Source organism: Herbaspirillum huttiense, assembly GCF_047300815.1.
Lineage (GTDB): Bacteria > Pseudomonadota > Gammaproteobacteria > Burkholderiales > Burkholderiaceae_D > Herbaspirillum > Herbaspirillum huttiense_A.
In genome coordinates this window covers 4,118,754-4,131,348 of sequence record NZ_CP178608.1, presented here as the reverse complement: position 1 = coordinate 4,131,348, position 12,595 = coordinate 4,118,754, and the positions used below count along the sequence as shown (strand labels likewise).

The window sequence follows — 12,595 nt, the reverse complement described above, 5'->3', positions numbered from 1 at the left end:
GCAGCGGCGGCCTCTTCCTCCTCCTCGCGGCCAGCCGCCCGGGCCTTGTGCCGCCACGATGGTGCGCAGAGCGAGGCGGTGGTGGCCATGGCGCGCCCGCCACGGCTGCTGGAAACCCTGCTGGCCAACCTCGACGGCATGGTCTACCGCTGCCGCGACGACGCCCACTGGACCCTGGAATTCGTCAGCGAAGGCTGCCACGCCCTGACCGGCTACGTCCCCGAGGATCTGCTGCTCAACAGCCGCATCTCCTTCCTGCAACTGACCCATCCGGAAGACCGGGCGATGGTGCGCAGCCATATCGATACCTGCATGCGCGAGCGGCGCCGCATCGACATCGAATACCGCATCCTGCACGCCGACGGTGGCGTACGCTGGGTGTGGGAGCGCGGCGTGGGGCTGTACAACGCGGCCGGCAAGGTGGAAGCCATGGAAGGCTTCCTGCAGGACGTGACCGAACGCAAGGAGGCGGCCCAGGCCCTGCAGGAGGCGGAGCGTCGTTATCGCAGCATCTTCGAGAACGCCATCGAGGGCGTATTCCAGACCACGCCCGATGGCACCTACATCGCCGTCAATCCGGCGCTGGCGCGCATCTACGGTTATCACTCGCCGGAAGACCTGATCGTGGGCCTGCGCGACATCAGCCATCAACTGTATGTGGAAGCGGAGCGGCGCACGGAATTCATGCGGTTGATGGAGCAGCATGGCTCGGTCTCCAATTTCGAGTCGCGCGTGTACCGGCGCGATGGCGACATCATCTGGATTTCAGAGAACGCGCGCGCCGTCTATGACGACAGCGGCAAGCTGGTCTGCTACGAAGGCACGGTCGAAGCCATCACCGAGCGCAAGCTCTACGAAGCCGAGATGCGCCACCACGCCACCCACGATGCGCTCACCGGATTGCCCAACCGCAACATGCTCCATGAACACCTGCAGCGGGCCATCCAGGTGGCGCGGCAGAAGGGCGGCTTGACCGCAGTGGCTTTCGTGGACCTGGACCAGTTCAAGTTCATCAATGACAGCCTGGGCCACCAGGTCGGTGACGAATTGCTCAAGACCGTGGCGCAGCGCCTGCAGGCCTGCCTGCGCGACACCGACATGGTGGCGCGCCAGGGCGGCGATGAATTCGTGCTGGTGCTGCAGAACCAGACTGGCGGCGAGCTGGGCATCGCCGAGGTGATGCAGCGCATCCTGGCCACGGTAGCGCGGCCCTGGCAGGCCGGCGACCGGGAATTCCAGGTCACCGCCAGCATCGGGGTGAGCCGCTATCCGGTCGACGGCAAGGATGTCGAGACCCTGCTGAAACAAGCCGATTCCGCCATGTACCGGGCCAAGGAGCAGGGGCGCAACAACTTCCAGTTCTTCGCGCCATGGATGGATACCCAGGTCAGCAATCGTCTGGAAATGCTAATCAATTTGCGCCGCGCGCTGGATCAGGACGAATTCAAGCTCTATTACCAGCCCAAGCTGAGCCTGAAGGATGGCAGCGTGATCGGCGCCGAGGCGCTGATTCGCTGGCAGTCGCCGGAGCAGGGCATGGTGCCGCCGGACCGCTTCATCCCGTTTGCCGAAGAGGCTGGCCTGATCCTGCCGATCGGTGAATGGGTGCTGCGCACGGCCTGCCACCAGAACAAGCGCTGGCAGCAGGCTGGCTTGCCCACCATTCCGGTGGCGGTCAACCTGTCGCCGCGCCAACTCAACCAGAGCTTGCCGGAGTTCGTCTCCGATGTGCTCCGGCAGAGCGGTCTGGACGCCTCCTGCCTGGAGCTGGAGATCACCGAAAACGTGGTCATGAAGGATGCCGAGAAGAGCGTGGCGACCCTGCATGCCTTGAAACGCCTGGGGTTGCAGATTTCGGTGGATGATTTCGGCACCGGCTATTCCAGCCTCTCCTACCTGCGCCGCTTCCCGGTGGATGCGCTGAAGATCGACAAGTCCTTCGTGCGCGACATTGCGCGCGATGCCGACAGCGCGGCCATCGTCAAGGCCATCATATCGCTGGCCCACATCCTGAACCTGCGCGTCATCGCCGAAGGGGTGGAGGATGAAGAGCAGCATGCTTTCCTGAAGGAAAATGCCTGTGATGAAGTGCAGGGCTACTTCTTCGGCAAGCCCATGACGGTGGAGGATTTCACGGCCTGGCTGACCCGGCAGGCGGGAACGGGTCGGTAATGGTCATGCAAATAATTGTCCGCAGGCTGCAACAGGCTGCATCGGCGCAAATCTTTGTGCTACACTCCGCGCAGTACTTTTGATGCCTTGCGCCCCGACCGCCGCAGCCTGTGCGGCCAACAAAGGCTCCATGACGCAAGGCCGGTAGTTGAAAAGGTGCAGGTCGGCCGTCCGCAACCCCGCGACATGACGGCTTTGCGAAAGCGCGAGTCCTCCGCGACGCCGATTTGCCCGGGTCTTAGATTCCAGCTCATTCAATCTCCAAACACCGGAAGGCAGCGCCGCCGCATCCAGCACTGCGCAAGACTTGCCGCACCTGGCCCGTTCCAGCTTTCGCTGCAGGCCGGACTGGCTGCAGCTGCAGCGCCGGAGACCAGCTGCCAGCTGAACTTTGTTAACAACAAGACGCACAAGAGTGGTACATGAATATTGCTGAGGCCAAGAAAGTCCTCGAAACTGCATTGCTTTGCACGCATGAGCCCCTGTCGATCAATGACCTGAAAAAGCTGTACGTCGATCCCGAGAGCGAACAGAGCAGCGACATCAATGCCGAGATGATCCGGCAGATGCTCGATGAACTGCGCACCGAATGGGCCGACAAGGGGGTGGAAGTGGTCAGCCTGTCGACTGGCTGGCGCTTCCAGAGCCGCAAGGAAATGAAGGTCTACCTGGAACGTTTGAACCCGGAGAAGCCGCCCAAGTACACCCGCGCCACCCTGGAAACGCTGGCCATCATCGCCTACCGCCAGCCGGTCACGCGCGGTGACATCGAAGAGATTCGCGGTGTGGCAGTCAATACCCAGACCATCCGCATGCTGGAAGACCGGGGCTGGATCGAGTCGATCGGCCACCGCGACGTACCGGGCCGGCCGGCGCTGTTTGCCACGACCCGCAAGTTCCTCGATGACCTGGGCTTGAGTTCGCTGGAAGAATTGCCGCCGCTGCAGCAGGTCAGCGGCGAAGCAGCCGCCCAGGGCGCGCTGCTGGAATTGCAGGCACTGGAGGGCGGCGTGGCTGCCCTGGCTGAAGCTGAGCAGGAAGAGGGCGAGGATGCAGGCGTGGTCGAAGCGGCTGAGTCCGCTGCCACGGCAGAATCCACTGAAGTCGCTGAAGCCGCCGAGGCAGAGGTGCCGGCGCAGGATGCACCTGCTGCCGACGCTGAGGAGCCCCAGGCTGAAGAGGTCGCCGCAGAGGCGCTCCAGCCAACCGATATCGAAGCAGCCGCCGCCGGGGAAGAGCGCGCTGCAGGCAGTGAAGACGCTTCCCCAGAAGCGCAAGAACCTTTTGAGCAAGACGTTGCCGTAACTGGCACGGACGCCACCGAAGCCGCCGGCGAAGCGGCAGGCGAGCACAACGACACCACCGAGCGGGCCGATCAGCGGGAAGATGACGCGCGTCCGCCACATCCAGATTCGAAGAATGAAGCCAACTAGTTCCAAAGACGAGACCCAGGTCGACCTGGCCGCGGCCGATGCCGCCGCATCCGACAAGCCGGTGAAAAAGCGTACCCGCAAGCCTGCGGCCAGCGCCGCACCGGCCGAGGCAGTCGCTGCTGCGCCGCAAGCCGCCGCTGACGAGGCTGCGCCGAAGAAGCGTGCGCCGCGTGCCAAGAAGGCCGCTGCCGATGAAGCTGCGCCGGCCCCGGCCGCCGCAGCCGTGGCTGAGTCCGCACCTGTTGCTGAAAAGAAGCCGCGCGCTGCCAAGCCGCGTGCCAAGAAGGCGGATGCGGCAGACGCCCCGGCCGCCGAGGCACCGGCCCAGATGAGCCTGGCCATGGAGCCCGCGCCGGCCAAGCCCAAGCGCGCTGCCAAGCCCAAGGCTGCCGCACCCGAGGCGGCTGCACCTGCACCGGCTGCGCCTGAACTGCCCAAGGTCATCGTCACCGTGGGTGAAGAAGTGGTCGCGCCGCCCGTCCTGCTGGATGCGCCCGTCGATCCGAATCGCGCCAAGCCGGCCCGTCGTGGCGTGCGCGGCCCGCGTGCCTTGCGCAACAACCGCGCCGCCCAGCGTGCCGCTGCCGGTGGTGCAGGCGATGCGGCCCCGGCGCATGGCAAGAACGAGGGCGAGGCCGCTCCCGTTGCTGCCACTGAGCGCCAACCGCGCGGCCAGTTCGGCAAGAACAATGGCCAGCCCGGCCAGCAAGGCAAAAAGAATTTCGAGAAGAACGGCAAGAAGCCCAAGGCCCCGCAACTGGGCCTGCGCTCGGCCGAACCGGTCGATGACATCTTCTCCTATGTGACCTCCGAAGCGTATGACCGCGACGAAGGCGCCAAGGCCGGTGGCCGCCAGCCGCACCAGATGCGCGGCAAGAACGGCCGTCGCGACCTGACCGCCGAGGACGACGCACCCAAGCTGCACAAGGTGCTGGCTGACGCTGGCCTGGGTTCGCGCCGCGACATGGAAGAGTTGATCGTCGCCGGCCGCGTTTCGGTCAACGGCGAGCCGGCCCACATCGGCCAGCGCATCCTGCCCACCGATGCCGTGCGCATCAACGGCAAGCTGATCCAGCGCAAGGTGAGCAAGCGCCCGCCGCGCGTGCTGGTCTATCACAAGCCTTCGGGTGAGATCGTCAGCCATGCCGACCCGGAAGGCCGCAGCTCGGTGTTCGACCGCCTGCCGACCATGAAGGCCGGCAAGTGGCTGGCCGTGGGCCGCCTGGACTTCAATACCGAAGGTCTCCTGCTGTTCACCACCTCCGGTGACCTGGCCAACCGCCTGATGCACCCGCGTTACAACATCGAGCGTGAATACGCCGTGCGTACCCTGGGCGAGCTGGAAGAAGGCATGCGCCAGAAGCTGCTGTCGGGCGTGGAGCTCGATGACGGCCCGGCCCAGTTCTCGCGCATCGCCGATGGCGGTGGCGAAGGTGTGAACAAGTGGTATCGCGTGACCATCGGCGAAGGCCGCAACCGTGAAGTGCGCCGCATGTTCGAAGCGGTCGGCCTGACCGTCTCGCGCCTGATCCGTACCCGCTACGGTGCCATGACCCTGCCGCAGACCTTGAAGCGTGGCCGCTGGGAAGAGCTGGAAGAAAATGCCGTGCGCAACCTGATGGCCGTCTGTGGCCTGGAAAAGCAGGCAGGGGAAGCCAAGTCCGGCAACGGCGGCAACGCCGGTCACGCTGGCCGCCCCCAGAACAACGGTCCGCGCGGCAACGCCATGCAGAACAAGGGCCCGCAGAAGGGTCGCCAGGGCGGCAACTTCGGCCAGGGCGGCAACGGTGGTAATGGCGGCAACTACGGCAACGGTGGTGGCTATGGCGGTGGCAACAAGGGCGGCCAGCCCAAGAGCCGCCAGCCGGATCCGCTGCAGACCGCACTGGGCTTCCCGGATGCCGGCAACCAGCGCCGTGGCAATCGTCCCCAGCGCGGTGGCAACAGTGCTCCCAACTTCATGCTGGGCGGCCTGCCCGGCATGAATCGCCGTCGCGGCGGTCGCTGAGGTTTCTGCTTGCTCGTTGGCAATGCTGCTGACGAGCAAGGTCTCCCTCCGAAGGCCAGCAGCGCGTGAAATGCACCAATGACGTTTTTTATGAACGTTTTTGTCGCTGCGATCACAATTGACATCATTCCGGATTTGCTGTGAATAGCTGAATCGGTTATAATATGTTAGTTAAACGCAACCTGCCGCGAATCGCATATGTGATAAATCATTGATAGATCCGCCTGCGCCATGATGGATGGAAGTGCGGTGGTTCGCGTGATGTGTGATCTCGCGTTGCGTGGGATAACAAAAGATGGGCAGATGCCCATTTTTTTTTTGCTGATCAATTTTAGATGTCCGCCTGCCCTCGCTGGCCATGCGGCGTCCTGATGGAGAAATAGTCTTGCAATTGCTGGAACTGATCGAATCCACCCTCGCGGGCCTGGGCTACGAACTGGTTGAGTTCGAGAAGGCACCGCGCGGTCTGGTGCGCGTCTTCATCGATTTCCCGTTCGACCCTGAAGCAGAAGAAGCGCGTTCGATCACTGTCGAGGATTGCGAGAAGGCGACGCATCAGCTGCTGCACGTCTTCACCGTGGAAAACGTGCTGTATGAACGCCTGGAAGTCTCCTCGCCCGGGCTGGACCGCCCCCTGAAGAAGTTTTCTGACTTCGTGCGTTTCGTGGATTGCGAAGCCGTCGTCAAGTTGCGCGTGCCGCTGCCCGGCACGTCCAACCGCAAGACCTATGAAGGCGTGCTGCGCGAACCGGAAGGCGAGGAACTGGTATTGGAATTTGAAGCAAACGATGGGTCGGCTGCCGTGTTGAATTTCACGCTGGCCGATGTGGATAAGGCACACCTGGTGCCGCAGGTCGATTTTAGGAGTCGCAAAGGATGAGTCGCGAAATTTTGTTGTTGGTCGATGCGCTGGCGCGCGAAAAGAACGTCGATAAGGAAGTCGTCTTCGGCGCATTGGAGCATGCGCTTGCGCAGGCTACCAAGAAGCGCTATGAAGGCGAGGTCGACATTCGCGTCTCGATCGATCGCGAAAGCGGCGAGTTCGAATCCTTCCGTCGCTGGCACGTGGTGCCCGACGAAGCCGGCCTGCAATTGCCCGACCAGGAAATCCTGCTGTTTGAAGCCAAGGATCAGTTCCCCGATATCGAAGTCGACGAATACATCGAAGATCCGATCGAATCCGTCGAATTTGGCCGCCGTTTCGCGCAAGACACCAAGCAGGTCGTCCTGCAGCGCATCCGCGACGCCGAGCGCGAACAGATCCTGGCCGACTTCCTGGCCCGTGGCGATGCCCTGGTGACCGGCACCATCAAGCGCATGGAGCGCGGTGACGCCATCATCGAATCCGGCAAGATCGAAGCCCGCCTGCCGCGCGACCAGATGATCCCCAAGGAAAACCTGCGTATCGGCGACCGCGTGCGTGCCTACATCCTGCGTGTGGACCGTGGTGCCCGTGGCCCGCAGGTGATCCTGTCGCGCACCGCGCCGGAATTCATCATGAAGCTGTTCGAGCTGGAAGTGCCGGAAATCGAACAAGGCTCGCTGGAAATCAAGTCGGCCGCCCGTGACCCGGGCGTGCGCGCCAAGATCGCGGTCTACACCGCCGACAAGCGCATCGACCCCATCGGTACCTGCGTGGGCATGCGCGGTTCGCGCGTCCAGGCCGTGACCGGTGAGCTGGGCGGCGAGCGCGTGGACATCGTACTGTGGTCGGAAGACCCGGCGCAGTTCGTCATCGGCGCACTGGCCCCGGCCAATGTGACCTCCATCGTGGTCGATGAAGAAAAACACGCCATGGATGTGGTGGTGGATGAAGAAAACCTCGCCATCGCCATCGGCCGCGGCGGCCAGAACGTGCGTCTGGCAGCCGAGCTGACCCGCTGGCAGATCAATATCATGACGGCCGAGGAATCGGCCGACAAGTCGGCGGCCGAGACCGCGCTGATCCGTACGCTGTTCATGGAAAAGCTCGATGTTGACCAGGAAGTGGCCGACATCCTGGTCGAGGAAGGTTTCTCGACCCTGGAAGAAATCGCCTACGTGCCGATCACCGAGATGCTGGAGATCGAATCGTTCGACGAAGAGACCGTCAATGAGCTGCGCAACCGCGCCCGCGACGCCCTGGTGACCGAAGCGATCGCCTCCGAAGAAGGCCTGGAAGGCATGGAAGAGGAGCTGATCAACTTCGAAGGCCTGGACCGTGTGCTGGCCGGCAAGCTGGGCCTGGCAGGCGTGAAGACGCTGCCGGCCTTCGCCGGCCTGGCTTATGACGAATTCGGCGCGATCCTGGCCCTGCCTTCCGAGCGCGCGCGCCAACTGATTGAAAATGCATTTGAAGATGTGACCGACGATGAAATGAAGCTCATCGATTCCAAATACGATGAGCGCGCCAAGGCCCTGCAGGCCAAGGCATGGAGCGCAGTCGAAGGCCGCTGAGAAGCGGAGCGTCTCCACATCATCTGCCGAGCCACATAGAAAAGAGGACTGAATGGCGAGTAACAACGTTGCCCAATTTGCCACCGAGCTTAAGATGCCCGCTGACCTGCTGCTGACCCAGCTGCGTTCGGCCGGTGTCGAGAAGAGCTCTGCATCCGACTCCCTGTCGAAAGAAGACAAGGACCGCCTGCTTGAACACCTGCGCCGTTCGCGCGGAGCCGCGCCGGAAGGCGAGAAGAAGAAGATCACGCTGACCCGCAAGGAAACCACCGAGATCAAGCAGGCCGATGCAACCGGCAAATCGCGCACGATCCAGGTGGAAGTGCGCAAGAAGCGCACCTTCATCAAGCGTGACGAGCCCGGTGCCGACGAGTCCGCAGCGCGTGCTGCGGCCCCTCAGCGCGACCCGGCCATCGAAGCGCAGGAACGTGAGCAGGAAGAGGCTCGCCGTCAGGCCGAACTGAAGGCCCAGCAAGAACGTCTGGCGCAACTGGAGGCCGAACGCGCCGCCCAGGCCAAGGCTGCCGAACTGGAACAGCAACGTGCCCGCGAAGAAGCCGAAGCCGAAGCCAAGCGCCAGGCGGCTGAAGCTGCCGCTGCGGCGGCCGAAGCCGAGAAGGCCAAGGCTGCGGCGGCTGCGAGCCCGAAGGCCCCCGCTGCGGCGGCTGCCCCGGCCCCGGCACCGGCCGTCGATCCGGCTGCGGAAGAAAAGAAGCGCGCTGCTGCTGAAGAAGCGAAGAAAAAGGCAGAAGCTGCCGCCAAGGAAGCCGCTGACCGTGCTGCCGCCGCTGACCGTGCGCGCAAGGCCGTGGAAGACGAAGTGGCCCAGATCAAGGCCATGATGAATGCGCCGCGTCGCGTCATCAAGGCACCGGAACCTGCACCGGCCCCGGCCAAGACCTCGGAAGGCACGCTGCACAAGCCAGCCACCGCGGCCAAGCCGGGCGAAAAGAAGGATGACAAGAAGCCCGCCGTGGCGGCAGACAAGAAGTCGATCAAGTCGGCCAACGTCTCCTCCACCTGGCAGGATGATGCCAAGAAGCGTGGTGCCGGCGGCATGAAGTCGCGTGGCGCCACCGGTGGCGGCGGCCGTGACGGCTGGCGTGCCGGCCCCAAGGGCCGTCGTCATTCGCATGGCGATGACCAGCGCGAAAGCAACTTCCAGGTGCCCACCGAAGCGGTGGTGCACGATGTCTACGTGCCCGAAACCATCACCGTGGCCGAAGTGGCCCACAAGATGGCGGTCAAGGCCTCCGAAGTCATCAAGCACCTGATGAAGCTGGGTCAGATGGTCACCATCAACCAGGTGCTGGATCAGGAAACCGCGATGATCGTGGTGGAAGAAATGGGCCACCGCGCCCACGCCGCCAAGCTGGACGATCCGGAAGCGCTGCTGGTCGAAGGCGAAGAACACGCCGACGCCGAAGCCACCCCGCGTGCACCGGTGGTCACCGTCATGGGTCACGTCGACCACGGCAAGACCTCGCTGCTGGACTACATCCGCCGCACCAAGGTGGCCTCGGGTGAAGCCGGCGGCATTACCCAGCACATCGGTGCCTACCACGTGGAAACCCCGCGCGGCATGATCACCTTCCTGGATACCCCGGGCCACGAGGCGTTCACCGCCATGCGTGCCCGTGGTGCCAAGGCAACCGACATCGTGATTCTGGTGGTGGCCGCCGACGACGGCGTCATGCCCCAGACCAAGGAAGCGATTGCCCACGCCAAGGCCGGCGGTGTACCGCTGGTGGTGGCCATCAACAAGATCGACAAGCCGGGTGCCAACCCCGACCGCGTCAAGCAGGAACTGATCGCCGAAGAAGTGGTGCCGGAAGAGTACGGTGGCGATGCCCCGTTCATCACCGTCTCCGCCAAGACCGGCGAAGGCATCGACTCGCTGCTGGAAAACGTCCTGCTGCAAGCCGAAGTGCTGGAACTGAAGGCACCGGTGGATGTGCCGGCCCGTGGCCTGGTGATCGAAGCCAAGCTGGACAAGGGCCGCGGCCCGGTGGCAACGATCCTGGTGCAGTCCGGTACCTTGAAGCGCGGCGACGTCGTGCTGGCCGGTTCGGCCTACGGCCGTGTGCGTGCGATGCTGGACGAAAACGGCAAGAACATCGCCGAGGCAGGCCCGTCCCTGCCGGTGGAAATCCAGGGCCTGACCGAAGTGCCCTCCGCCGGTGAAGAAGTGGTGGTCATGACCGACGAGCGCAAGGCGCGCGAAATCGGCCTGTTCCGCCAGGGCAAGTTCCGCGACGTGAAGCTGGCCAAGCAACAGGCCGCCAAGCTGGAAAACATGTTCGACCAGATGACCGAAGGCGAGGTCAAGAACCTGCCGATGATCATCAAGACCGACGTGCAAGGTTCCCAGGAAGCCCTGGTGCAGTCGCTGCAGAAGCTGTCGACCGCCGAGGTGCGCGTCCAGGTGGTGCACGCGGCAGTGGGCGGCATCAGCGAAAACGACGTCAACCTGGCGGTGGCTTCGAAGGCCGTCATCATCGGCTTCAACACCCGTGCCGACGCGTCGGCGCGCAAGCTGGCCGAAGCCTCGGGCGTGGACATCCGTTACTACAACATCATCTATGATGCGGTGGATGAGGTGAAGGCCGCGATGTCGGGCATGCTGTCCCCGGAGAAGCGCGAACAGGCGCTGGGCCTGGTGGAAATCCGCCAGGTGTTCGTGGTCAGCAAGGTTGGCTCGATCGCCGGCTGCTACGTGCTCGAAGGCCTGGTCAAGCGTGGCTCGCAAGTACGCCTGCTGCGCAACAACGTGGTGGTGTGGACTGGCGAACTGGACTCGCTCAAGCGCTTCAAGGACGACGTCAAGGAAGTCAAGTCGGGCTTCGAGTGCGGTCTTTCGCTCAAGGGCTACAACGACATCGAAGTGGGCGATCAGCTCGAAATCTTCGAAGTCCAGGAAGTTGCCCGTACCCTGTAATGCAATACGCCGGCGTATCGTTCGCGATGCGCCGGCTTCACTGGCAAGATCCGTCGCAGCAACGCGGGAATCCTCCCGCCACGCCCTCGGCGGATTGTTTTTTTAAAGCATGGCAAAACACAGCAAATCCATTCCCGGACGCGGCTTGCGCGTCGCCGACCAGATCCAGCGGGACCTGTCGGAGTTGATCGCCTTCGAGCTGAAGGATCCGCGGGTGGGCATGATCACCATTACCGAAGTGCAGGTCACCCCGGACTACGCGCACGCCAAGGTCTTCTTCACCACGCTGGTGGACAACCCTGAGGCGATCAAGAACACCCTGGCCGGCCTGCGCAAGGCGGGCGGTTACCTGCGCACCCAGCTGGGCCGCAGGCTGACCATCCACACCCTGCCGGAACTGCACTTCGTGCACGACAACTCGACCGCACGCGGCATTGAAATGTCGCGCCTGATCGACGAAGCCAACGCCACCCGCGCCAAGGATTCGGACGACGAGGCTTGATGACGGGCGGTTCTCTTCCCGTTGCATTGCAGTTTTCTTCACACTTTTCATGCCGGTCTGCGTTTCCCTTCAGCGGGGCGTGGGCCGGTCTTGCATTTCATGGCCGACGATACGACGGCGGACCTTGGTTCCGCTTCCCCTGAACCGCTGCAGCCGCGCCCCAAGCGCGGCCAGCAGGCCCGCACGCCGCGTCCCCCCCGCGTGCCGGTGCATGGCGTGCTGTTGCTGGACAAGCCGGTGGGCCTGTCCTCCAACGACGCCCTGATCCGCGCCAAGCGCATGCTCAATGCGCCCAAGGCGGGTCACACCGGTACCCTGGACCCGTTTGCCACTGGCCTGTTGCCGCTGTGCTTCGGCGAAGCCACCAAGTTCTCGCAGGACTTGCTGGAAGCCGACAAGACTTACGAGGCCCTGGTCCACCTGGGTGTGCGCACCGATACCGGCGACACCGAAGGCCAGGTCCTCAGCGAGCGCGCCGTTGAGGTCAGCGTGGCGCAGATCGAAGCCGCGCTGGCGCAGTTCCGTGGCCCCATCAGCCAGGTGGCGCCCATGCACTCGGCCTTGAAGCGCGACGGCAAGCCCTTGTATGAATATGCACGCGCCGGCATCACGCTGGAGCGCGAAGCCCGCAACGTCATCATCCATACCCTGGAACTGCTGGACTACCAGGCCCCCATGCTGCGCATCCGCGTCACTTGCAGCAAAGGGACATATATCCGCGTGCTGGGTGAAGATATTGGCGAAGTACTGGGCTGCGGGGCTCACCTCAATGCCCTGAGACGCACTGGAGTCGGCGCTCTCGCGCTCGATGGCGCAGTCACGCTGGAGACCTTCGATGCCGCCGCTGAGCTGGAGGCCCGCAAGGCCTTGCTGCTGCCGGTGGACGGCCTCTTGCGCAGCTTCCCGGCGGTGCAGCTCAGCGATGAACTGGCGCGCCGCTTCCTGCACGGCCAGCGCTTGCCGCTGGGCAAGGAAGGCGTGGCGGTGCCGGAGCAGACCGGCCGCGTGCGCGTCTATCGCAGTTCGGACGCTGCCTTGCTGGGCACCGGACTGTTGCAGGAATACGCCATCCTGGCCCCCGAAAGGCTGGTGTCCACCGCCTGAGG

The 12,595-nt window shown here is 63.8% G+C and carries 8 protein-coding genes; all 8 read left to right on the top strand.

Going from position 1 to position 12,595, the window contains the following annotated elements; genetic code table 11:
* Positions 1–87 precede the first annotated feature (87 nt).
* The 8 genes from ACLRDN_RS18890 to truB all read left to right on the top strand — a co-directional run bounded on the left by ACLRDN_RS18890 (position 88) and on the right by truB (position 12,593).
* Positions 88–2,172 carry a putative bifunctional diguanylate cyclase/phosphodiesterase gene (locus tag ACLRDN_RS18890; RefSeq protein WP_413460415.1) on the top strand — a complete coding sequence of 695 codons (2,085 nt, stop codon included), beginning with the start codon at positions 88–90 and terminating at the stop codon, positions 2,170–2,172.
* Positions 2,173–2,594: 422 nt separating this feature from the next.
* Positions 2,595–3,605, top strand: a complete 1,011-nt coding sequence (scpB, locus tag ACLRDN_RS18885) for an SMC-Scp complex subunit ScpB (protein ID WP_413457537.1) — start codon at positions 2,595–2,597, stop codon at positions 3,603–3,605.
* A complete protein-coding gene (rluB, locus tag ACLRDN_RS18880) occupies positions 3,592–5,613 on the top strand; it encodes a 23S rRNA pseudouridine(2605) synthase RluB (RefSeq protein WP_413457536.1) in 2,022 nt (673 codons plus the stop codon). Before scpB ends, rluB begins: the two co-directional genes overlap by 14 nt.
* A gap of 385 nt (positions 5,614–5,998) precedes the next feature.
* A complete protein-coding gene (rimP, locus tag ACLRDN_RS18875) occupies positions 5,999–6,493 on the top strand; it encodes a ribosome maturation factor RimP (RefSeq protein ID WP_259433020.1) in 495 nt (164 codons plus the stop codon).
* A complete protein-coding gene (gene nusA, locus ACLRDN_RS18870) occupies positions 6,490–8,049 on the top strand; it encodes a transcription termination factor NusA (protein ID WP_039784315.1) in 1,560 nt (519 codons plus the stop codon). The genes rimP and nusA overlap by 4 nt, the downstream gene beginning before the upstream one ends.
* 52 nt (positions 8,050–8,101) lie before the next feature.
* On the top strand, positions 8,102–10,987 hold the full coding sequence (gene infB, locus ACLRDN_RS18865) for a translation initiation factor IF-2 (protein ID WP_413457535.1): 2,886 nt from the start codon (positions 8,102–8,104) through the stop codon (positions 10,985–10,987).
* A gap of 109 nt (positions 10,988–11,096) precedes the next feature.
* Entirely contained in the window at positions 11,097–11,489 is a 393-nt protein-coding gene (gene rbfA / locus ACLRDN_RS18860) for a 30S ribosome-binding factor RbfA (protein ID WP_013235544.1), read from the top strand.
* Positions 11,490–11,588: 99 nt separating this feature from the next.
* On the top strand, positions 11,589–12,593 hold the full coding sequence (truB, locus tag ACLRDN_RS18855) for a tRNA pseudouridine(55) synthase TruB (protein WP_413457534.1): 1,005 nt from the start codon (positions 11,589–11,591) through the stop codon (positions 12,591–12,593).
* Positions 12,594–12,595: the final 2 nt, after the last annotated feature.